The sequence below is a fragment of the Mesorhizobium sp. B2-3-2 genome (genome assembly GCF_006442295.1).
Taxonomy (GTDB): Bacteria; Pseudomonadota; Alphaproteobacteria; order Rhizobiales; family Rhizobiaceae; genus Mesorhizobium.
In genome coordinates this window covers 287,488-308,274 of sequence record NZ_VFWA01000003.1, presented here as the reverse complement: position 1 = coordinate 308,274, position 20,787 = coordinate 287,488, and the positions used below count along the sequence as shown (strand labels likewise).

The window sequence follows — 20,787 nt, the reverse complement described above, 5'->3', positions numbered from 1 at the left end:
TACAGTGGGACTCTAAACCCGGGCATCATTCGGCAGGCAACGTCAGCCTGCGCGGCCAATAGCGGCTGGCCACCAAAAGGCTGAGATGGACGACAACTATTCCGAGGATGCCTGCCAAAGCCTTCAGCGAGCCATCTGAAAGGCGCGCATGGCGACCGGGTTCGAGGAGTTGCATCAGCTCCAGCGCAGCGGCTACGACAACGACGATAGTGACAGTTCCAGCCAGGCGGTTTGGAAAGCCGAGACCCATTGCCACGCCGAACAGAACATAGGCGAGGGCGCGTTCGAAATTTGCGTCACCCAGGTGAGGCCGCATCTGGATTGGCGACAGCGTCGCGAAGACAATGACGGCGAGCAAAGCAAGGGCGGCAATGCGAGAGATAAGGGTCATGGCCGTTCGTAAAGCGAACAAGCCGGCGAAACAAGTACGGGCATTCAAGCAGCCGCACCCGATCCAAAGACGCCATCGTAGCCCGTGACGATGCACTTTGATGAAGCCGCGTTGCTGCCGCTGGACGGCGCGGCATTGCGATAGTCCGCTTCTACGCGGCCTTGAGCCGGTAGCGGAACACCGTGTGGTCGAGCAGCAGCCGGATGCGCGGTTCGGCTTCGGTCGCCACCAGCCAGCTTGCCGCGATCATGGTCGCGCCGACCGTTGCCATCGACAGGAGATAGGGAAATCCCGCGCGGACCATCGCGCCGAGCATCGCCGCGCCGATGACGTCGTGGATCAGATAGAGCGGGTAGGTCATCAGGCCGATCCGGCGCCAGCCGCTCCAGCTGAGGTCGAGCCGCAGCGACCACGCCATCAGGGCGATGGCGGCCAGGAAGACGAGGATCGGCGGCGCATAGGGCATCGCGGCGCCGACCTTGGCGCTGTGGACATCGACCGAGCTGGCGATTTGCAGCATGCTCCCGCCCAGGAACAGCAGGCAGAAGGCCAGGCGCGAGGCCGTCACCGCCTTGAACCGCATCAGCCAGATAAGCACGCCGACGGCGAAAAAAGAGCCATGGTGCACCAGGACGAGCTGCAGCCAGCGCGTTTCGGCAAGGTCGGACCAGCCGAGCGGATAATAGAGGCACCAGAACAGCGTGCTGACGACGCCGATCACAACCGCCACCGTCTCCATCAGGTGAAAGCGGCCGAGTCGCAACAGGATCCAGACGACAGCGTAGAAGGCGATCTCGATGCCGAGCGTCCAGTAAACGCTGTCCACCCAAGGACCGTAGGGCGCGAAAAGGCCGGCGCGGACGAGCCTGACCACGGCATCGGTCGGCCAGCTCAGACCGGTGAGCAGCAGCACCGCCGCGGTGACCGGCGCGCAGATCCAGACCGCCGGGGCCAGCCTTTTCACCCTTGCCTCGAAAAACCGCAGCGGCGTCGAATTCTCGGCGCTGAAGGCGATGACGAAACCGCTGATGACGAAGAATATCTGCACGCCGACCCAGCCGGAGCCGACGAAGGCCATTTCGGGATGGGGCGGGATGCCGCCGGTCGCGCGCGCCGAAACGCCGTCAGGGAATGCCCATACCCAGAAGCCATAGTGATAGAACATCACCATGACGGCGGCCAGGAAACGCAATATGTCGACGCCGCCGAATGTGATTTTTGTCTGCTGAGCCATGCGACCTCGTCGATGGCCCCCCACTCCGACTGTAGGGCGCATTGCTGCATTGCACAATAAAAGATTGCGGGCCGCAGGAAGCCATCTGCTTCGGCGACGGCCCCACTCAATCGGATATGGCGCTCCCCCTCCGGCTCGACGAAGCCGAGACGGAGAGGGGGCCGGCGCTGCCATCCGTGATTGAACAGCCTGTTAAACCCCGATCCCGCGCGCTCTCATCGCCGCCGTGATCTCGTCGAGGATGGCCGGGTCGTCGATCGTCGCCGGCATGGTCCAGTCTTCCTTGTCGGCGATCTTCTGCATGGTGCCGCGCAGGATCTTTCCCGACCGCGTCTTCGGCAACCGCTTGATCGTCACCACCGTCCTGAAGGCGGCGACCGGGCCGATGCGTTCGCGCACCAACCCCACCACTTCGCTCTCGATCAGGCCGCTCTCGCGCGAGACACCCGCGTTGAGCACCACGAAGCCGAGCGGAACCTGGCCCTTCATCGCGTCGGCGATGCCGACGACGGCGCATTCCGCGACATCGGGGTGCGTTGCCAGCACCTCTTCCATGGCGCCGGTCGACAGCCGGTGGCCGGCGACATTGATGATGTCGTCGGTGCGGGCCATCACGTAGAGGTAGCCGTCCTCGTCGATCATGCCGGCGTCCGCCGTCTTGTAGAAACCGGGGAATTCGTCGAGATAGGCCTGGCGGAAGCGGGCGTCGGCGTTCCACAGCGTCGGCAGGCAGCCCGCCGGCAGCGGCAGCTTGACCACGACATTGCCGAGCGTGCCGCGCGGCACCTCGTGGCCTGCATCGTCGAGCACGCGGATGTCGTAGCCGGGCATCGGCACGCCGGGTGAGCCGTATTTCACCGGCAGCAGGCCGAGCCCCGCGGGGTTGATCGTCATTGGCGAGCCGGTCTCGGTCTGCCACCAATGGTCGATGACCGGCACGTTCAGTTTCTGCTCCGCCCATTTGATGGTTTCGGGGTCGGCGCGCTCGCCGGCGAGGAACAGCGTGCGGAATTTCGACAGGTCGTATCTGCCGACGAATTCGCCCTTGGGATCCTGCCCTTTGATGGCGCGGAACGCCGTCGGCGCGGTGAACAGGGCGACCACGCCATGCTGCGCGATCACCCGCCAGTAGGTGCCGGCATCGGGCGTGCCGACCGGCTTGCCTTCGAACAGCACGCTGGTGCAGCCATGCAGCAGCGGCCCGTAGACGATGTAGGAGTGGCCGACCACCCAGCCGACGTCGGACGCCGCCCAGAACACTTCGCCCGGCTTGACGCCGAACTCGTTTTCCATCGTCCATTCGAGCGCCACCATGTGGCCGCCATTGTCGCGAACGATGCCCTTGGGCTGACCGGTCGTGCCTGACGTGTAGATGATGTAGAGCGGATCGGTGGCCAGCACCGGAACGCAATCGACATTGGCGCCGGCCGCCCGCTCGCGCGCGACCGCGTCCGCATAGTCGATGTCGTAATTGTCCCTGAGCTCGCAGCGCAGCTGGTCGCGCTGCAGGATCAGGCAGGCGTCCGGCTTGTGGCGGGATACCTCGATCGCCTTGTCGAGCAGCGGCTTGTAGGCGACGATGCGGCCGGGCTCCAGGCCGCAGGAGGCCGAGATGATCAGCTTCGGCCTGGCGTCGTCGATGCGGGTGGCGAGCTCATGCGAGGCAAAACCACCGAAGACGACCGAATGCACGGCGCCGATGCGGGCGCAGGCAAGCATGGCGATGGCCGCTTCCGCCACCATCGGCATGTAGATGATGACGCGGTCGCCCTTGCCGACGCCGCGGTTCTTCAGCACCGAGGTCAGCGCCACCACTTCGCGTTTGAGCTCGGCATAGGTGAATGTCTTCACGGTGCCGGTGATGGCGCTGTCATGGATCAGCGCGATCTGGTCGGCACGCCCGCCGGCGACATGCCGGTCGAGGGCATTGTAGCAGGTGTTGCAGGTGGCGCCGGTAAACCAGCGGCCATAGACGCCGGCTTCCGCATCGAACACCTTGTCGTAAGGCGTGTACCAATCGATGGCGCCAGCCGCGTCCGCCCAGAACTTTTCCGGATCGCGTTTCCAGCCGTCATAGACCTCGTGATAGCGTGAAGCCATCCGTTTCCTCCCCAGGAAAGATTTGCCGTCCAGGCAATAGCCTATGCTGTTTTTTCCGGCGATGTCTTCCCTCAATTCGTCTGATCCGGTCCGGTCTTGGCCGCAAAGGTGCGGCATCGTGGCCTTCCGGGAAGAAACGGTCCGGCCCGGCGTTCCTATGTGGCCATGTGCACCGGCGCGTCCCCCAGCCGGTGGTCTCGTCGTCGGGCACGGTCGGCGTGTCGAGGAGCCGTCTCCCGGCTCAGTCGACCCTTTTGGTGCTCACCATCACCGGACGGATCGGCGGCGCCGGCGGCAGCAGCTCGCGAATGTCTGCAAACGGAAACATGGGCTCGAAGCGGAAGGCTTCCGCCTGTGATCCCGGCGCGCCGTTGCACTGGCCGGCGCGGAAATAATTCTGCGTGCGGGCTATCTCGACGAAGCGCTCCGGATCCTGCGACTGGTGCAGGCGGATCGCCTTGGCCTTGATCTCGGCCTGGGCTGATATGTCGACATAGTGGGTCGGGGCGAATCCGGTGCCGCCCATCGTGTCGGCATGCAGCACCGGCACGGCGAACGAGGCCGCGATGCGCACGGCGTCCGACAGCGCGCGGTGGTCGGCGTGATAGTCGTTGGGCGCATGTGTGATCACCAGGTCCGGTCCGCTCTCGCCAATCAGCGTCTTCAGCGCGCCGATCAGCGCGGCATCCGCCGTCAGCCCGCCGTCGGGAAAGTCGAGGAAGCGCGGCACCGCCCCGAGCAGCGCGGCCGCGGCTGTTGCCTCCTCGCGACGGACACGGGCGAGAACCGTGGGATCGCTCTTGCCGCCCCTGGCACCATCCGTGGCCACGGCAAAAGTCAGTTCTGCGCCTTGCGCCGCATAGGCCGCCATCGTACCGAACATGAATATCTCGATGTCGTCAGGATGCGCGCCGAGCGCCAGTATCTTCAACGCTTCTCTCCCCGGAAATGGAAAAACGTGACGAACGGAATCCTGCTCGCCCTGATCGCCTATGCAAGCTATTCGGGCAGCGATGCCGTTGTCAAAAGCCTGGGCGGGCAGTTCACGGTGTTCGAGATCGGTTTCTTCTCGATATTGTTTGCCGGCTGTTTTCTCTTCTTCACCCGGCCGGCGGACGAGCGTTGGCGTGATTTCTGGCGCACCAAACGTCCCTGGGCGGTGCAGGCGCGCGCCTTGGCGGGCATCGCGTCGGGCGTGCTCAGCGTCTATGCCTTCACCACCATTCCGCTGGCGGAAGTCTACGCGCTCGTCTTCCTGGCGCCGCTCTGCGTCACCATCCTCTCCACGGTCGTCCTCAAGGAAAAGGTCGGTCCGTGGCGGTGGCTGGCGGTGGTCGCCGGCTTTGCCGGCGTCATGCTGGTGGTGCGACCGGGTTTTCGCGAACTCAGTCTTGGACACCTCGCCGCTTTCGGCGTTGCCTTCCTCGCTGCGGCGAGCGTTATCCTGATGCGCTCGCTGGCAAAGCAGGAAAAGCGCACGACCATGCTCGGCGTGCTGATCGGCTACGGCCTGTTGTTCAACGGCATCGGCATCGCCGCCACCTCGTTCACGCTTCCCGACGCAAAACAGCTTGCATGGCTGATGATAGCCGGCGCCTTCACCGCTTGCGGGCAATTGCTGCAGCTATTGGCCGTCAAATACGCGCCCGCCAACCGGATCGCGCCGACGCATTACTCGCAGATGGTCTGGGCGGTCATCCTCGGTGCGCTGTTCTTCCGGGAATATCCTGACTGGCTGTCGCTGGTCGGCCTCGCGGTTGTCGGTGGGTCCGGCCTGCTCACCATGGTGCGCGAGGAAGTGCGGCTGGGCACAGTGCGCTGGAACCCGTTTTCGCGCACCCGGCTTTGATCCGACGCCGGTTGCATGGCGACCACGAGCGCTGATATGCGGGCGCGATGACGACAAAACCCTTGCCGGAGCTTCCGGTATCCGCCGTGCTGCCGGCGCTGGGCGAGGCGCTCGGCTCCGGCAACAGCGCCGTGCTGGTGGCGCCGCCAGGCGCCGGCAAGACGACGCTGGTGCCCCTGGCGCTGCTCGATGCGCCATGGCTGGGTGCCGGCAAGATCGTGTTGCTGGAGCCGCGCCGGCTCGCCGCCCGCGCCGCCGCTCGCCGCATGGCCGAACTTCTGGGCGAGGAGCCCGGCGCCATCGTCGGCTACGCCATGCGCATGGAGAACCGGACTTCGGCCCGGACAAAAATACTGGTCGTCACCGAAGGTGTGCTGGCGCGGATGATCCTTGACGATCCCGAACTGCCCGGAATCTCGGCCGTGATCTTCGACGAATTCCACGAGCGCTCGCTCGACGGCGATTTCGGCCTCGCTTTGGCGCTCGACGTGCAAGGCGCGCTGCGCCCGGACCTGCGTCTGCTGGTCATGTCGGCCACGCTGGACGGCGCCCGTGTCGCGAAGCTGCTGTCCGGCGCGCCGGTGATCGAAAGCGAAGGCCGCGCTTTCCCGGTCGACGTCCGCTACGACGAACGGCCGGCCGGCATTGCAATCGAAGACGCCATGGCCAAGGCGATCCGCTCCGCTCTTGCCGACGAGAGCGGCAGCGTGCTTGCCTTCCTGCCCGGCCAGCGCGAGATCGAGCGCACCGCCGAGCGGCTGGCCGGCAAGGTCGGCGCCGACACCGATATCGTGCCGCTCTACGGCATGCTCGACGGCAAGGCGCAGGACGCGGCGATCAGGCCGGCGCCGGCGGGCCGCCGCAAGGTGGTGCTGGCCACTTCGATCGCCGAGACCTCGATCACCATCGATGGCGTTCGCGTGGTCATCGATTCCGGCCTGTCGCGCCTGCCGCGCTACGAGCCGGCGAGCGGCCTGACCCGGCTGGAAACCGTGCGCGTCAGCAAGGCGTCCGCCGACCAGCGCGCCGGCCGTGCCGGGCGCACGCAGGCCGGCGTCGCCATCCGTCTGTGGCGCGCGGAACAGATGGCGTCGCTTCCCGCCTTCACCCCGCCGGAAATCTTAGAGGCCGATCTTTCCGGCCTGCTGCTCGACTGCGCCGCCTTCGGCGTCGCCGATCCGACGAGCCTCGCCTTCCTCGATCCGCCGCCGGCCCCGGCGCTCAACGAGGCAAGGGCGTTGCTGCGCGCGCTTCATGCCATCGACGAGGCAGGACGGCTGACGGAGGCGGGCGCCGCGATGCGCAAGCTCGCCCTGCCGGTGCGGCTGGCGCATATGGTCGCCGAGGCAGCCAGCGGCGGCCATGCCGGCGAGGCGGCCATGCTCGCGGTTCTGCTGACCGAACGCGGGCTGGGCGGTGACGGCGCCGATCTCGAACGGCGGCTGATGCGCTTTCGCCAGGAAAGATCGCCGCGCGCCACCGCCGCGCGGCAGCTCGCCGAACGCCTGGCGAGGCAGCTGGGCGGAGCGAAAAACAGCGATGCCGTTTCCGCTGGTCCTCTCCTCATCCATGCCTGGCCCGACCGTGTCGCCAAGGCGCGGGGCGAGCGCGGTCGTTTCGTGCTGGCCAACGGCTCCGGCGCCATGCTCGACGCTGCCGATCCGCTTGCCGGCGAGGCGTTTCTGGTTGTCGCCGACCTGCAGGGAAAGGCGCAGAATGCGCGCATCGCGGCGGCGGCGGCGATCAGCGAGGACGATATCCGCGCCGTACTGGCCGACAGGATCGAGACACGCAGGCAAACCAGCTTCGATCGCGAGCGCCGCGCCGTGCGCGTGCGCGAAACCGTGCGTCTCGGCGCCATCACGCTCGCCGAACGCATGCTGCCCGCGCCGGCCGGCGCCGAGGCCGACCGCGCCATGCTTGACGCCTTGCGCGAACATGGACTTTCGCTGCTGAGCTGGAGCAAGGAGGCGCAGACGCTGCGCCAGCGTCTGTCCTGGCTGCACCGCGGCCTTGGGGCGCCATGGCCCGATATGTCCGATACGGCACTTGTCGAACGCCTCGACGACTGGCTGCTGCCATTTTTGTCCGGTGCGGCATCCTTCGCGGCCATCGATCCAGGTGTTGTCTCGGCCGGGCTGACGGCGCTTGTGCCGCACGATTTGCAGCGCCGGATCGACGCGCTTGCGCCGACCCATTTCGACGTGCCGTCCGGCAGCCGCGTGCCGATCCGCTATGACAGGGAATGGCCCGTTCTGGCCGTCCGCGTCCAAGAACTGTTCGGCCTCGACCGGCACCCTGCAATCGCCGGCGGCACCGTGCCGCTGACGCTCGAACTGCTGTCGCCCGCGCACCGGCCGATCCAGACGACGCGCGACCTGCCCGGCTTCTGGCGCGGCTCCTGGGCCGATGTGCGCGCCGACATGCGCGGCCGTTATCCCAAGCACGTATGGCCGGAAAATCCGCTGCTCGCCGCCGCCACCAGCCGCGCCAAGCCGCGCGGGACGTAGTTGCTTGGCGATTGATTGGCGCAAACGCCATCACTCGTCATCCTCGGGTCTCCGCGTCCGCTTCGCTTCCGCTCCGCCCGTGGATGACGACGTAGGGGAAGCTCCAACCGTCCAGCCCCTGGTGCAGCGCTACTAGCGCTCGCCGTTCCCCGGCTGTATTTCATGGCCATGATCAACGTATTGCGTTCTCCCGATTTCCAGCAGAGCCAGAGACTGCGCCTCAACACGCTGATCCGGCTGCGCTGGCTTGCCATTGTCGGCCAGAGCGTGACGGTGCTTTTTGTCGCCTACGGCCTGAAATTCCCGCTGCCGGTCAGCCTGTGCTTTGCCCTGATCGCCTGTTCGGCCTGGATGAACCTGTTCCTCGCCTTCCGGTTCCCGGCCGCGCACCGGCTCTCGCCGTTCGCGGCCTTCTGCATTCTGATCTTCGACAGCCTCCAGCTTGCCGGCCTGCTCTACATGACCGGCGGCCTAACCAATCCGTTCTCGCTGCTGATGACAGTGCCCGTGGTGATTTCGGCGACGTCGCTGCCCTTGCGCCTGACCGCGGTTCTCGGGGGGCTGGTGATGACGGCGGCGACCTTGCTGGTCTTTTTCCACTTGCCATTGCCTTGGCATGAAGGCGCGCCGCTGGCGATGCCCTTCATCTATGTTGCCGGCATGTGGATGGCGGTGCTGTCTTCGATCGCCTTCACCGCCATTTACGCCTTCCGCGTGGCCGCGGAAGCCCGGCTCCTGGCCAATGCGCTCGCCGCCACCGAACTGGTGCTCCAGCGCGAGCAGCATCTGTCGGCGCTCGACGGGCTGGCCGCCGCCGCCGCGCATGAGCTCGGCACACCGCTCGCCACCATCACGCTTGTCGCCAAGGAGATGGAGAAGGCGCTCGGCAAGGACGCGAAATACGGGGAGGACGTCACACTGCTGCGCTCCCAGAGCGAGCGTTGCCGCGAGATCCTCAAGCGCCTGACCAGCCTGTCGTCCGAGGGCGAGGCGCATCTGTCCCGCCTGCCGCTGACCTCGCTGGTCGAGGAGGTCACCGCGCCGCACCGCGACTTCGGCATCTCGATCAAGCTCAGGCCGGGCGAGCGCAGCGGCCCCGAACCAGTCGGGCGCCGCAACCCGGGCGTCATCTACGGCCTTGGCAATTTGGTGGAGAACGCCGTCGATTTCGCCCGCGAGAGCGTCACCGTGCGCTGGAGCTGGGACGAGGCCACCGTCACCTTCTCGATCATCGATGACGGTCCCGGCTTTCCACCTGAGATCATCGATCGCATCGGCGAACCCTATATGTCGACACGCCAGGGCACGGAGGCCGGCGGCGGGCTGGGGCTGGGCCTGTTCATCGCCAAGACATTGCTCGAACGATCGGGCGCCACGCTCGACTTTCGCAATTCGAGCGGACTGGGCGAGGGCGCCATGGTGCGGATTTCATGGCCCAGAAATGTTTTCCTGAACCCGGAATCGGCGCCCGCGACGATGTTTGACACCGCCTAAATTGGACAATCGCCACGCAAAACTATATCTGCGTAAAATTAAGGCAGCAGGAATTTCAAGACGATGACAGGCGATGAAAACAGTGGCGCAATGGTTGAGGGCGAGGACACCTCGCTTCTGATCGTCGATGACGACAAACCGTTCCTGACCCGTCTGGCCCGCGCCATGGAAACCAGGGGGTTCGTGGTCGAAACGGCCGAGAGCGTCGAGGAGGCGGTCGGCAAGGCACGCGCCAATCCACCCGCCTACGCGGTGGTCGACATGCGGCTTGGCGACGGCAACGGTCTCGACGTCGTGGCCGCCATCCGTGAGAAGCGCGAGGATTCCCGCGCCATCATCCTGACCGGCTATGGCAACATCGCCACCGCGGTGACGGCGGTGAAGCTCGGCGCCGTCGACTATCTGTCGAAGCCGGCCGACGCCGACGACGTCTTTGCCGCGCTCACCCGCACGGCCGGCGAGCGCGCCGCACCCCCGGAAAATCCGATGTCGGCCGACCGCGTGCGCTGGGAGCACATCCAGCGTGTCTACGAAATGTGCGAGCGCAACGTCTCCGAGACCGCGCGCCGCCTCAACATGCATCGCCGCACCCTGCAGCGCATCCTGGCCAAGCGCGCGCCGCGCTAGGAGCGTTGGACGCGGGGGCAATTCCTTCGGACCGGTTTTCTCATCATGGCGGAGCATACCAATTGTCGAACTCGGCGCCGCCCCTCATTGCCCTGCCGGGCATTACTCCCCGTATGGTGACGGGGAGAAAGAGGCCGGCCGCAGCGCTGGCGCCCATTCCGTAACGCCGGTGATTGGCGAAACCGGCTATGACAGCGTCCCTCTCCCCGTCACTATACGAGGAGAGGATGCCGGCAGGCAGGTGGGGAGAATGGGCAAGTTCGAAATTGGCGGCATGACGGAAGGGTGACATGCGGGACTTGAAACAGCGGCCGGTTTCCGTCTTGCGCGAATTTCTCGACAGCGAGGCGGCCGGCGGCATCATGTTGATGGCAGCGGCGGCATTGGCCTTGATCGTCGCCAATTCACCGCTCTCCGGAACCTATTTTGCCGTCCTCCACGCCTATCTCGGCCCGCTCAGCGTGTCGCATTGGGTCAATGACGGGCTGATGGCGGTATTCTTCCTGCTCGTCGGCCTGGAGATCAAGCGCGAGATGCTGGACGGCCAGCTCTCGACCTGGCCGCGCAGGGTGCTGCCCGGCATCGCGGCGGCCGGCGGCATGGTGGTGCCGGCGCTGGCCTATGTCGCCATCAACCGTGACAATGCGGGCGCGCTGTCCGGCTGGGCGATCCCGACCGCCACCGACATCGCCTTCGCCCTCGGCGTGCTGTCACTGCTCGGCAGCCGGGTGCCGGCCTCACTGAAGATCTTCCTCACCGCCCTTGCCATCATCGACGATCTCGGCGCGGTCGTCATCATCGCGATCTTCTATACGGGCGGCCTGTCGCTTGCCTATTTGGGCGCCGCCTTCGCGGTCATCGCCGCGCTTGTCGTGCTCAACCGCATGCGGGTGATGAGCCTCGTGCCCTACCTCGTGCTCGGTGCGATCCTGTGGGTGCTGGTGCTGAAGTCGGGCGTGCATGCCACGCTTGCCGGCGTGGCGCTGGCGCTGACCATTCCGCTCGAACGCACCGCCGGCATCGAACACGATCTCGACCACTCGCCGCTGCACCGGCTCGAGCACGGCCTGCACGCAATAGTGCCCTTCGTCGTCATTCCTATCTTCGGCTTTGCCAATGCCGGCGTTTCGCTGGCGGGGCTCAGCGTCGGTGCGCTGTTCGAGCCGCTGACGCTCGGCGTCGCCGCCGGCCTCGTCGTCGGCAAGCTGGTCGGCGTGTTCGGCTCCTCCGCGCTCGCCATCCGCTTCGGTCTCGCCGACCTGCCGGCAAATGCCGGCTGGCTGCACATGATCGGCATCTCGCTGCTGTGCGGCATCGGCTTCACCATGAGCCTGTTCATCGGCCTGCTCGCCTTCGCCAGCGACGTGGCGCTGCAGGACGCCGTCAAGGTCGGCATTCTCGCCGGCTCCCTGGTCGCGGCGCTGCTCGGCGCGGCCGTCCTGCTGATGGCGCCGGCGGCGGGCGGGGCGGATGAGGGCGAGGAGTAGGGCGGCCACAAGCGCAGGTCCTGTGAGGCAGCCTATTCGCTCTCCCCCTCCAGCGCCGGCACGGCCACTCCGGCGAGCTCCGCCGCCAGCAGCCGCGCGGCGCCGGCCCGCGCGATGCGCAGCATCAGCGCCTTGCGCGTCGCCGCCGCCATGCGGTGCTCGGGAGCCTCGCGCAAAATCTCCGCACCATAACCGTCGGAGAGGATGAAGCCGCATTCTTCGGGAAAGATCTCCGCCGGCACCCCGGGATGGGTGGCGAAGAAGAAGCGATCCGAGTGCAGCCGGTAGTCGGGCCATTTGCGGTCGACGCGAAAATCCTCGATCGAGGATTTGATCTCGATGATCCAGATGTCGCCCTGGCGGGTCAGCGCGACAAGGTCGGCGCGGCGGCCGGTGGCCAGCGACAGTTCAGGCAGCACATGCGCGCCCATTTCGCGGAGCAGCCGCTGCACGCCGCGCCGCACCAGCATGGCGCGTTCGGACTGGCGACCGTCGATCAGGGGGTTGAGGGGAATCGGTGAGATGATTGGCATGACGGCACCATGCCAGATTTTGTTCATGGTTTGAACCCGTTATGAGCGGGCGATTGTATACTTGACAGACCCACTTGACCTTTCTTGCTTACGAGCCCACATTTCGGCGGGTTTGGGAGGTTTGATTGGTAGCCACAGCAGAGCCGTTTGTTCTTCATATCCGAACTGAGCAAGATGCATGGGACGCCCTCAAGGGCGTTTTAGATAGGACCCTAGATTATCGAAACTGCATCCTTGATTTCGACGGAGCGGACTGGCTAGCCGCACGTTTTACTTACTCGGGCCGAAACTTCGATCAAAGTATCACGTCGACAGTGATGCGGGGCCTGATCGAATATCAGAATGGATTTTACCGTACAGCCGCCCTTTTGCTGAAATCAGATGACCGAATAACTCGTTTGTCGGATTTGGAGAAAGAGTCGCTGGAACTCGTTTTCAGGGTAGGTAAGGGAAGTTCTGATCTTCAGGCCAAAGCCGAAGGTCAGGCTAAAGAACTCGGGAACAAGCTTATTGATAAAATGGATAAAAAAGACGTGTTTGTAGCTGTGCTTCTGGCTCTCGTGCTGTACTTTGGCAACGGCCCAGTTTTGCACTACATGGACAATCAGGTGGAGGAAAGAAGGATAGAGTCAAGCGAGCGCCTAGAGGCGCGCCGCATCGAGGAAAGTGAAAAGGGCAGAGATTTAGAGGCCCAAGAAAAGTCCCGCTTAATGGATATCATCCAAGGCTTGGTCGCAGAGGGCGGCGATAAAGCTAAAATCGTAAAAAGGGCGATTAAGGCATCGCCAATTGCCAGCGACGTGGCCGATCATAGCCGGCAAGCGACCGAAGAAATACTGCGGAATAGCGGTGGGGCCGATAGTGTTACTATTCAGGGTGTAACAGTTGACCGAGAAACAATAAACTCGATAACAAAATCCACTAGGGCGAAGTCAGTAAAACTGGTGTTCTCTGGCCTGTTTCTTGTGGTCGGCGTCGATTCAAATGATACCGATAGCTACGATGTGCGCCTTGAAGAAGTCGGTGGGGAAGGCCGTAATTTCATTGCCCAATTGGAGGACCCGCTGGTTGGATCACGATACCAAAAGGCCATTTCCACAGCGGAATGGAACCATAGACCTGTCATGATTCATATCGTCGCCCGAAAGGTGGGCGAGAACATCCGCGATGCAAAAATCGTCAAAGCTTACTCCCCTCGCAAGCCTCGAAAAAAGAAAACCTAGTCGGCATCCTTCTCCTGCTTTTTCGGAGGTGGTGACTTCGCCACCTTCCTAAGCGCCTCATTCAAAGGCTCTTCGGAATCGACGGTTTCAATCTCCCGCGCTAGGTCGCGGAACTTGTCGATCTGCTTTTTCTCTTTCTCTGCGGGCATGCTAGCCTCTCTACTGGGTTTGGGCAGACTATAACACATTCTGCCATGGCGGGACGACACGGATGCAATCTGACCAGTTGATAGACTTGATCCAAGACTTGCGGGACATGCCCGCCGAGAATGGCTTTTGCGAGTTCAAGGAAAACTCGGACCATGCAGAGCAGATTGGCGCGCTTGTTTCAGCCCTTTCAAACGCGGCGTGTCTTGAGGGCGAGGCACATGCGTATATCGTTTGGGGCATCCGAGACGGCACCCATGACCTAGTAGGAACTACTTTCGATCAGAGGGGCAAGGTTCCCGGCGGCTCTAACCAAGAAATGGAACTGTGGCTGTCGCAGATGCTACAGCCCAGCATCCATCTCAAGTTCTTTGAGGCGAAAATCGACGGTTTCCGCGTCGTGCTTCTCCGCATACCGGCGGCCAGTTCGATAACCACCAAATTCAAGCATATCGCCTACATTCGAATAGGCAGCGCCACTCCGAAACTGTCCAGCTTTCCAGAGCGAGAGGCTGCGCTTACGGCTGCGTTGCGGCCGTTTGTTTGGGAGAAAGGCAATGCGCTTACTGGACTTAGTGACTACCACGTTTTGGATTTGATCGACTACCAGAGCTACTTCGAGCTGTTGCGCCAAAAGCAACCGGACAGCCCCGTGGATGTGCTTAACAAGCTGCGAACGGACAGGATCATTACCCGTGAGGGTACCCGTTTCGACGTGACCAATTTTGGGGCGGTTCTTTTTGCTCGCAAGCTTGAAAATTTTGAACCGGTAGCTAGGAAGCTGGTGCGAGTTATTCAGTACGAGGGGAAGTCGCGCACCGTTACGGTCAAAGAACAGCCCGGAGGGCGCGGCTACGCGAGCGGGTTTAAGGGCTTGATTAAATACATAATGAGCGTGTTGCCTCAGTCGGAGAGGATCGAAGGCGCGTTTCGCCATGTTCGCGAGAGCTATGGTGAGGAAATGATCCGCGAGGCCGTGGCCAACGCCCTGATACACCAAGACTTCGCCATCACAGGCACAGGCCCGATGGTGGAAATTTTCAAAGATCGGATCGAGATATCGAATCCTGGTCGCCCGCTTATCGACCCGCAACGGTTCATCGATTTCCCGCCTCGATCTCGAAATGAATTGCTCGCCGGAATGATGCGGAGGGCATTCATTTGCGAGGAACGCGGCAGCGGCATTGATAAGGTCGTGCTATCTGCCGAGAAACTAATCCTTCCAGCACCCGATTTTCGCACAGATGGGGACAACCATCGCACTATCCTATATGGCCCAAGGCCATTCAGAGACACCACGCCGAACGAGAGAGTACGTGCTTGCTACCATCACGCCGTGATCGCCTATATGAAAGGTGACAGGATGACTAATGCGTCGCTGCGGATGCGTTTGGGGATCGATGACAAAAACGCCTCTCAAGTTTCGCGCGTCCTCAACCAAGCTCTTGAAGAACGGCAGATAAAAGCAGCCGATTCGTGGAGCACTCGTGCGGGAACCTACGTGCCGATTTGGGCCTGATTTATCTTGACTGAGAATCGCTAAGTGACACCCGACCCAAGACAAATCTGTAAGCTATCAACCGCTTAGCTACCAGATTTTATCTTGATCGGGTTTTGACTCGTTGCCACAATTGGAGTTAACGACGTTTATTCCGGAACCGGAACGGCTCGCCCTTCCACAGGGGAAGATCCAGTTGAACCGGCTTGCGGTAGTGTGCCTTTTTGGCGTCAAGCAACTGGTCGGTAGGTAAGGCGCTTGCCCTTGGCACCCCTCAAGGCAATGAGCGACCGAACATTGTCATCAACACCCATGGCAATGCGGTTGCTGTAGCGGAAATCGAATTCGGCCAGATAGCGGTGCAAATGGTGTTTCCGCGCAATGCTGATAAACGCCTTTCATGCCGCGCTAAGATCGAATAGAAGCCTTCCACGGTGTTGGTGTGGACGGTCTTTTCGCCTTCGTAACGGACATATTCCTCCTTGGAATGCGTGACGACATCGTGTGAGGAAAATTCCTGGCCCACGCGGCGGTACATGCCAGCCTCGTCAGCCATCAACGCGCTTTCCTTGGCGATGTTGGAGCGGACAATCGGCAGGATCGTGCCAATGCGGGCGGTATCGACATGGAAGGAACGGGCGCGACCGCCACGCTCGACAAGCGTGACGACAGTGTTCTTGTGAGCGCCGCCGCCGCGCTTTAGCGGGGTGCCAGCCAGACGGCCCGTATAGGTCTCGTCAACTTCAACGGTCTTGCCGTTGCCGCCCATGGGAGTGAAGTCGCCAGAGCGCATGGCCTCGCGAATGCGATGGCACATGAACCAAGCGGACTTATAGGTGATTTCCAGAGCCCGGTGCAGTTGATGAGCCGAGACGCCCTTCTTGCTCGCGCACATGGCATGCAAAGCCTGCAACCAGATGTGCAGCGGCAAATGGCTTTCCTCGAAGATCGTGCCCATGCGAACCGTGAACTTCTTGCGGCAATCGCGGCACTTGTAGAGGCCGTGGATTTCGACGCCGTTCGGGTTCTTCTTGGAAGGCTTCGTGCGACCGCCCTTCAATGTGTAATGCTTCTCCATGGAACCGCAATGATGGCAGACCGGACCCTGCGGCCACAGCATGCCCTCTACATGCTCAAATGCGGCGGCTTCGTCGTGGAAGTAGGGGCGGGACAGAACAGACATAGCGATAACTCCTTGGATTTGTTATCGCACGTCGGATTGGGTCTGTCAAATATATAATCGCCTATGAGCGACCAGGCCCGGTCGTTTCGATCGTAACCGGCACGCCCTGGCGCAACGAGTTGCTGACCGTCGAAACCACGCTGGCACGGTTAATGATCCTTTGGGGATCGGACCCGTCCAAGGTCTCGCAGGAAACCGTCATCCTTGCCGCGGTCGCCAGCAAGGGTTTGCCGTCGAGGTCGAGCCTCACCGAAACGGCGATCCTGCCGAGCTTTACGCCGATCTCGTCGGCGACATAGCGAAGGTCGTTGCAGAAGCAGCCGCCAATCGCCAGCGCCAGCAACTGGCCGCCATTGAAGCCCAGGCCCATGCCGCCGGCCTTACCCTCGGGCCGGTCGACGACGATCGTGTGGCCGCCGGCCCAGCCCATGGCGGCTTCGGTACCTTCGACATTGTGTAGTTCGACAGTCATCGAGACCATCGGCATCCTCCCCCTCAAGTAGCCGACAGGCAATCTGGCCTGGCCGGTACGGATCCTACGCGGCCGTGATGGCTTTGTCGCCGAGCGGCGCGGTTCCCGCAATGTCGTCGATGATCGGGCAGTCCGGCCGCTCGTCGCCATGGCAGGCCTGGACGAGCTTCTGCAGGGTCGATCGCATCGATTGCAGCTCGCGCACCTTCTCCTCGATCGCCCTGACATGGGCGGTGGCGATCTCGCGCACGTCGTGGCTGGCGCGGCTACGGTCCTGGTAGAGCGCCATCAACTGGCGGCAATCGTCGATGGAAAAGCCAAGGTTGCGGGCGCGGCGCAGGAAGGTCAGCCGATGGATGTCGTCGCCTGAATAGTCGCGATAGCCGTTGCCGGCACGCGCAGGCGCGATCAGGCCGATTTCCTCGTAATAGCGGATGGTCTTGGCTGGCAGGCCGGAGCGCTGGGCGGCGTCGCCGACATTCATGGGCTGTTCCTCGATTTCCAGCAGGCCCGAAAGTCAGGGCCATTGAATTTCCTTCACAATCCAGTGAAGGCTGTTGCCGAAATGCCGCAGTTGCTGGCTTACCGGCAGGTGAGGTCTTGCATATAAGCATCGCGTACTTGGCAAGCAAAGCAAATGCCAGCATGAATGATGGCAAGAAAGCGGCCGACTCGTGCCGCGGACGTTTGGCGGGGCACGGATCACCTCATGCGCATGAAGTCGCTTGCAGTCATTGCCGCACTGGCGCTGTCCACGGCACTCGCCGGTTGCAGCACCATTGGCGGGCAGATATTCTCCAACGACTACGGCGCGGTGACCGATTCCGGCTACCAGCTGCCCCGTATCCCGATCGAAAAGGTGCCCGCGAAGTATCACCGCCAGGAGGTGAACTACGACACCAAGGAAAAGCCGGGCACCATCATCGTCGATACGCAGAACAAGTTCCTCTACTTCGTCGAGGGTGACGGCCGGGCAATTCGCTACGGCATCGGCGTCGGCCGCGAGGGCTTCGAGTGGCATGGCACCGCCCGGGTCGCCATCAAGCGCGAATGGCCGACCTGGACGCCGCCGTCGCAGATGATCAAGCGCCAGCCGGAACTCGCCAAGTTCGCCGGCGGCATGGAGCCGGGCCTGAAGAACCCGCTCGGCGCGCGCGCTCTTTACCTGTTCAACAAGGGCGGCGACATGGGCTATCGCCTGCATGGCAGCCCGGAATGGAATTCGATCGGCAAGGCGATGTCGTCGGGCTGCATCCGGCTGATGAATCAGGACATCATCGACCTTTACGATCGCGCCGAGGTCGGCGCCAAGGTCATCGTTCTCTGACCGTGACCGCGAGGTTCATGGTCAAAACCGTTCGTACGCGGACCGTCTAGGCAACAACGGACGTCCCCAGCAGAAAACCGGGCAATTCGGCCCGGTTTTTTGTTGGTGAGGAGAGGTTGCCGTAGGCAACCAAAAGCCGACGATTTGGCTTTTGAAACGAGGAACGCCCGAAGCCATAGCGGAGGGCTGCGCCTTAGAATCAGGCGACCTGTTCGACCTGCTGGACCTCGGGAACGAAGTGGCGGAGCAGGTTCTGGATGCCGTGCTTCAGCGTCGCCGTCGATGACGGGCAGCCGGCGCAGGCGCCCTTCATGTGCAGGAACACGGTGCCGTTCTCGAAGCCGCGGAAGGTGATGTCGCCGCCATCCTGGGCCACTGCCGGGCGCACCCGCGTGTCGAGCAGCTCCTTGATGGTGATGACGAGTTCCTCGTCGGCCTTGTCATAGAACTCGCCGGTCTGGCTGGTCTCCGCGGCCGGGCCGGCATTGGCCATGACAGGCGCGCCGGACATGAAATGCTCCATGATGGCGCCCAGGATCGCCGGCTTCAGATGCTGCCAGTCGGGCCCGTCCTTGGTCACGGTGATGAAGTCGTAGCCGAAGAAGACGCCCGTGACGCCCGGTATTTCGAACAGCCGGCCGGCCAGCGGCGAGGCCGTCGCCGCACTGTCGGCATCGCGGAAATCGGCGGTGCCTTCCAAAAGCACTTCCTTGCCGGGCAGGAATTTCAGCGTCGCCGGGTTTGGCGTCGATTCGGTCTGGATGAACATGGCCGTCTCCGTGCCCGTCTCGGGCAGATAGTTTGGAATAATTCTAAATAAGCTCTATCGGCTGGACATTCAAGCGAAACGCGTCGCCCGAACGGCTGGCTGGCGGAATGTTTTTGCTGGCTGGGGATCGAAATCCCTGGCGGGCTTCAAGCGAGGCTGTCGATTTCCTCGTCCGAAAGGTTTTGCGGCACCACGGTGACCGGGATAGGGAAGGCCGCGCCCTTGCCGGCCACCGCGCCGACCAGCGGCCCCGGCCCTTCCTTGCCGGCGCCGGCAGCCAGCACCAGGATGGCGATATCCTGGTCTTCCTCGATCAGCTTGTGGATCTCTTCGGTGGGCTTGCCCTCGCGCACCACCATCTCCGGTTCGATGCCGAGCTTCTGGCGCACCTTGTTGGCATAGCTGTCGAGCGCGGTGCGTGCGGTGGCGGTCGCCTCCTCGCGCATGATCTTCTCGACGCCCAGCCAGTGCTGGAAATCGTCCGGTTCGATGACATAGAGCAGAACCAGCACGCCGCTGGTGCTCAGCGCCCGCTTCGAGGCGTAGGCGACCGCGCGCTCGCATTCGGGCGTGTCGTCGATGATCGCCAGGAACTTGCGGCGATGTCCGGCTTCGCGGCTGAGGCGTTTGGAGACCATGTCTATTTACTCGATGTCATTTCGGCCGCAATCTGCCACCGCGGCTGACCGGCGGCAAGCCGCCGGTCTTTGGCCGGTACGGTGCGGGGCATAACGATGCGGATCAGTCCTGCAGCAGCCCGATGATGTCGCGCACCGTCTTCATCGTCGCTTCGGCCAGAACGCCGGCGCGCTCGCCGCCGTCCCGCAGCACCGCGTCGACATAGGCGCGGTCATCGGAAATGCGGCGCATTTCGGCGGCGACCGGCGCCAGTTTTTCGACCGCCAGGTCGGCCAATGCCGGTTTGAACACCGAAAACTGTTGACCGCCGAACTCCTTCAGCACCGCCTCTTTCGATATGTCGGCGAGGCCCGCATAGATGCCGACCAGGTTTTCCGCTTCCGGCCGGGTGGAGAGGCCGTCCACTTCGCTCGGCAAGGCTTCCGGATCGGTCTTGGCCTTGCGGATCTTCTTGGAGATGGCGTCGGCATCGTCGGTCAGATTGATGCGCGACAGATCCGACGGGTCCGACTTCGACATTTTCTTGGAGCCGTCGCGCAGGCTCATGATGCGCGCCGCCGGCCCGCCGATGACCGGCTCGGTGATCGGGAAATAGCCGTTCACCGTCTCCTCGCCTATCCTCATTTCGACGCCGACGCCAAGACCGGCGATGCGGTCCGAGAAGTCGTTGTTGAATTTCTGGGCGATGTCGCGCGTCAGTTCCAGATGCTGCTTCTGGTCCTCGCCGACCGGCACATGGGTGGCGCGGTAGAGCAGGATGTCGGCTGCCATCAGCGAGGGATAGGCAAGCAGTCCCAGCGAGGCGTTCTCGCGGTCCTTGCCGGCCTTGTCCTTGAACTGCGTCATCTTGTTCATCCAGCCGATGCGCGCCACGCAGTTGAAGATCCAGGCGAGCTCGGCGTGCTGCATCACCCGCGACTGGTTGAAGACGATGTGCTTCTTCGGGTCGATGCCGGAGGCCAGGAATGCCGCGGTGATGGAGCGCGTCTGGTCCCTGAGATCGTCATAGACCAGCTGGGCCGTCAGCGAATGCAGGTCGACGACGCAGTAGATGCAATCGGACGTGTCCTGCAGGGCGACGAATTTCTTGATGGCGCCGAGATAGTTGCCGAGATGCAGATTGCCGGTCGGCTGGACGCCGGAGAAGACGAGTGGCTTGAAGGCGGACATGGTTTCCTCGTGGCTTGTGGAGGGCCGTATAAGCATGATTCCGAAAAGTTGCAGACTTTTCGGAGCCAATCACGCGGCTGGAAACCACGCGCGGCGAAAGTCTTGCGACGGCGCGCTTATGGACGAGAGTTTGG

19 protein-coding genes and 1 pseudogene are annotated in these 20,787 nt (G+C 63.0%); 8 read left to right on the top strand and 12 right to left on the bottom strand.

What is annotated here, in order from left to right; all coding sequences use genetic code 11:
- Positions 1 to 25 precede the first annotated feature (25 nt).
- The 4 genes from FJ964_RS10170 to FJ964_RS10155 all read right to left on the bottom strand — a co-directional run bounded on the left by FJ964_RS10170 (position 26) and on the right by FJ964_RS10155 (position 4,656).
- On the bottom strand, positions 26 to 391 hold the full coding sequence (locus FJ964_RS10170) for a hypothetical protein (RefSeq protein WP_181172423.1): 366 nt from the start codon (positions 389 to 391) through the stop codon (positions 26 to 28).
- A gap of 151 nt (positions 392 to 542) precedes the next feature.
- A complete protein-coding gene (locus FJ964_RS10165) occupies positions 543 to 1,625 on the bottom strand; it encodes an acyltransferase (protein WP_140550264.1) in 1,083 nt (360 codons plus the stop codon).
- Positions 1,626 to 1,817: 192 nt separating this feature from the next.
- A complete protein-coding gene (locus FJ964_RS10160; protein ID WP_140550263.1) occupies positions 1,818 to 3,725 on the bottom strand; it encodes a propionyl-CoA synthetase in 1,908 nt (635 codons plus the stop codon).
- A gap of 241 nt (positions 3,726 to 3,966) precedes the next feature.
- The gene (locus FJ964_RS10155; RefSeq protein WP_140550262.1) at positions 3,967 to 4,656 is read right to left on the bottom strand and encodes a PIG-L deacetylase family protein; all 690 of its coding nucleotides are present in this window, start codon (positions 4,654 to 4,656) and stop codon (positions 3,967 to 3,969) included.
- 27 nt (positions 4,657 to 4,683) lie between these two features.
- Here FJ964_RS10155 and FJ964_RS10150 point away from each other — a divergent pair, with 27 nt between their 5' ends.
- The 5 genes from FJ964_RS10150 to nhaA all read left to right on the top strand — a co-directional run bounded on the left by FJ964_RS10150 (position 4,684) and on the right by nhaA (position 11,692).
- Positions 4,684 to 5,574: a DMT family transporter gene (locus tag FJ964_RS10150; protein ID WP_140550261.1), complete on the top strand. Its 891-nt coding sequence runs from the start codon at positions 4,684 to 4,686 to the stop codon at positions 5,572 to 5,574.
- Between the two features lie 47 nt (positions 5,575 to 5,621).
- Complete coding sequence (gene hrpB / locus FJ964_RS10145) at positions 5,622 to 8,084, top strand: ATP-dependent helicase HrpB (protein ID WP_140550260.1); 2,463 nt, start codon at positions 5,622 to 5,624, stop codon at positions 8,082 to 8,084.
- Positions 8,085 to 8,246: 162 nt separating this feature from the next.
- Positions 8,247 to 9,578 carry an ActS/PrrB/RegB family redox-sensitive histidine kinase gene (locus FJ964_RS10140; protein ID WP_140550259.1) on the top strand — a complete coding sequence of 444 codons (1,332 nt, stop codon included), beginning with the start codon at positions 8,247 to 8,249 and terminating at the stop codon, positions 9,576 to 9,578.
- 63 nt (positions 9,579 to 9,641) lie between these two features.
- Positions 9,642 to 10,205 carry an ActR/PrrA/RegA family redox response regulator transcription factor gene (locus tag FJ964_RS10135; protein WP_140497143.1) on the top strand — a complete coding sequence of 188 codons (564 nt, stop codon included), beginning with the start codon at positions 9,642 to 9,644 and terminating at the stop codon, positions 10,203 to 10,205.
- 290 nt (positions 10,206 to 10,495) lie between these two features.
- Positions 10,496 to 11,692 (top strand): Na+/H+ antiporter NhaA, encoded by a 1,197-nt coding sequence (nhaA, locus tag FJ964_RS10125; RefSeq protein WP_140550257.1) that lies wholly within the window; start codon positions 10,496 to 10,498, stop codon positions 11,690 to 11,692.
- 32 nt (positions 11,693 to 11,724) lie between these two features.
- On the opposite strand, the gene FJ964_RS10120 is transcribed toward nhaA, so the two are convergent.
- Positions 11,725 to 12,225 carry an MmcB family DNA repair protein gene (locus FJ964_RS10120; protein WP_140550491.1) on the bottom strand — a complete coding sequence of 167 codons (501 nt, stop codon included), beginning with the start codon at positions 12,223 to 12,225 and terminating at the stop codon, positions 11,725 to 11,727.
- Positions 12,226 to 12,350: 125 nt separating this feature from the next.
- On the opposite strand from FJ964_RS10120, the gene FJ964_RS10115 reads away from it, so the two are divergent.
- Complete coding sequence (locus FJ964_RS10115) at positions 12,351 to 13,448, top strand: hypothetical protein (RefSeq protein ID WP_140550256.1); 1,098 nt, start codon at positions 12,351 to 12,353, stop codon at positions 13,446 to 13,448.
- On the opposite strand, the gene FJ964_RS30950 is transcribed toward FJ964_RS10115, so the two are convergent.
- On the bottom strand, positions 13,445 to 13,597 hold the full coding sequence (locus FJ964_RS30950) for a hypothetical protein (RefSeq protein WP_181172422.1): 153 nt from the start codon (positions 13,595 to 13,597) through the stop codon (positions 13,445 to 13,447). The genes FJ964_RS10115 and FJ964_RS30950 overlap by 4 nt on opposite strands.
- A gap of 62 nt (positions 13,598 to 13,659) precedes the next feature.
- Here FJ964_RS30950 and FJ964_RS10110 point away from each other — a divergent pair, with 62 nt between their 5' ends.
- On the top strand, positions 13,660 to 15,114 hold the full coding sequence (locus tag FJ964_RS10110; RefSeq protein ID WP_140550255.1) for an ATP-binding protein: 1,455 nt from the start codon (positions 13,660 to 13,662) through the stop codon (positions 15,112 to 15,114).
- Between the two features lie 209 nt (positions 15,115 to 15,323).
- Here the strand turns inward: FJ964_RS10110 and FJ964_RS10105 are convergent.
- From FJ964_RS10105 to cueR, 3 genes and pseudogenes are all read right to left on the bottom strand, one after another.
- Positions 15,324 to 16,276, bottom strand: a pseudogene (locus tag FJ964_RS10105) (IS1595 family transposase).
- Positions 16,277 to 16,337: 61 nt separating this feature from the next.
- Positions 16,338 to 16,757 (bottom strand): OsmC family protein, encoded by a 420-nt coding sequence (locus FJ964_RS10100; protein WP_140550254.1) that lies wholly within the window; start codon positions 16,755 to 16,757, stop codon positions 16,338 to 16,340.
- 55 nt (positions 16,758 to 16,812) lie between these two features.
- Positions 16,813 to 17,232: a Cu(I)-responsive transcriptional regulator gene (gene cueR, locus FJ964_RS10095; protein WP_140550253.1), complete on the bottom strand. Its 420-nt coding sequence runs from the start codon at positions 17,230 to 17,232 to the stop codon at positions 16,813 to 16,815.
- A gap of 225 nt (positions 17,233 to 17,457) precedes the next feature.
- On the opposite strand from cueR, the gene FJ964_RS10090 reads away from it, so the two are divergent.
- Positions 17,458 to 18,075, top strand: coding sequence for a L,D-transpeptidase (locus FJ964_RS10090; RefSeq protein ID WP_140550252.1), 618 nt, complete (start codon positions 17,458 to 17,460; stop codon positions 18,073 to 18,075).
- Positions 18,076 to 18,274: 199 nt separating this feature from the next.
- On the opposite strand, the gene FJ964_RS10085 is transcribed toward FJ964_RS10090, so the two are convergent.
- The 3 genes from FJ964_RS10085 to trpS form a co-directional block, all read right to left on the bottom strand.
- Positions 18,275 to 18,844: a NifU family protein gene (locus FJ964_RS10085; protein WP_140497133.1), complete on the bottom strand. Its 570-nt coding sequence runs from the start codon at positions 18,842 to 18,844 to the stop codon at positions 18,275 to 18,277.
- Between the two features lie 146 nt (positions 18,845 to 18,990).
- Positions 18,991 to 19,482, bottom strand: a complete 492-nt coding sequence (locus FJ964_RS10080; RefSeq protein ID WP_140497131.1) for a universal stress protein — start codon at positions 19,480 to 19,482, stop codon at positions 18,991 to 18,993.
- Positions 19,483 to 19,585: 103 nt separating this feature from the next.
- Positions 19,586 to 20,653 (bottom strand): tryptophan--tRNA ligase, encoded by a 1,068-nt coding sequence (gene trpS / locus FJ964_RS10075; RefSeq protein WP_140550251.1) that lies wholly within the window; start codon positions 20,651 to 20,653, stop codon positions 19,586 to 19,588.
- Between the last annotated feature and the right edge of the window lie 134 nt (positions 20,654 to 20,787).

What these genes read in the sequence shown, in the direction of transcription:
- FJ964_RS10170 (WP_181172423.1), bottom strand. Translation starts at nt 391, where the DNA reads ATGACCCTTATCTCTCGCATTGCCGCCCTTGCTTTGCTCGCCGTCATT.
- FJ964_RS10165 (WP_140550264.1), bottom strand. Translation starts at nt 1,625, where the DNA reads ATGGCTCAGCAGACAAAAATCACATTCGGCGGCGTCGACATATTGCGT.
- FJ964_RS10160 (WP_140550263.1), bottom strand. Translation starts at nt 3,725, where the DNA reads ATGGCTTCACGCTATCACGAGGTCTATGACGGCTGGAAACGCGATCCG.
- hrpB (WP_140550260.1), top strand. Translation starts at nt 5,622, where the DNA reads ATGACGACAAAACCCTTGCCGGAGCTTCCGGTATCCGCCGTGCTGCCG.
- FJ964_RS10140 (WP_140550259.1), top strand. Translation starts at nt 8,247, where the DNA reads ATGGCCATGATCAACGTATTGCGTTCTCCCGATTTCCAGCAGAGCCAG.
- FJ964_RS10135 (WP_140497143.1), top strand. Translation starts at nt 9,642, where the DNA reads ATGACAGGCGATGAAAACAGTGGCGCAATGGTTGAGGGCGAGGACACC.
- nhaA (WP_140550257.1), top strand. Translation starts at nt 10,496, where the DNA reads ATGCGGGACTTGAAACAGCGGCCGGTTTCCGTCTTGCGCGAATTTCTC.
- FJ964_RS10120 (WP_140550491.1), bottom strand. Translation starts at nt 12,225, where the DNA reads ATGCCAATCATCTCACCGATTCCCCTCAACCCCCTGATCGACGGTCGC.
- FJ964_RS30950 (WP_181172422.1), bottom strand. Translation starts at nt 13,597, where the DNA reads ATGCCCGCAGAGAAAGAGAAAAAGCAGATCGACAAGTTCCGCGACCTA.
- FJ964_RS10110 (WP_140550255.1), top strand. Translation starts at nt 13,660, where the DNA reads ATGCAATCTGACCAGTTGATAGACTTGATCCAAGACTTGCGGGACATG.
- FJ964_RS10100 (WP_140550254.1), bottom strand. Translation starts at nt 16,757, where the DNA reads ATGGTCTCGATGACTGTCGAACTACACAATGTCGAAGGTACCGAAGCC.
- cueR (WP_140550253.1), bottom strand. Translation starts at nt 17,232, where the DNA reads ATGAATGTCGGCGACGCCGCCCAGCGCTCCGGCCTGCCAGCCAAGACC.
- FJ964_RS10090 (WP_140550252.1), top strand. Translation starts at nt 17,458, where the DNA reads ATGCGCATGAAGTCGCTTGCAGTCATTGCCGCACTGGCGCTGTCCACG.
- FJ964_RS10085 (WP_140497133.1), bottom strand. Translation starts at nt 18,844, where the DNA reads ATGTTCATCCAGACCGAATCGACGCCAAACCCGGCGACGCTGAAATTC.
- FJ964_RS10080 (WP_140497131.1), bottom strand. Translation starts at nt 19,482, where the DNA reads ATGGTCTCCAAACGCCTCAGCCGCGAAGCCGGACATCGCCGCAAGTTC.
- trpS (WP_140550251.1), bottom strand. Translation starts at nt 20,653, where the DNA reads ATGTCCGCCTTCAAGCCACTCGTCTTCTCCGGCGTCCAGCCGACCGGC.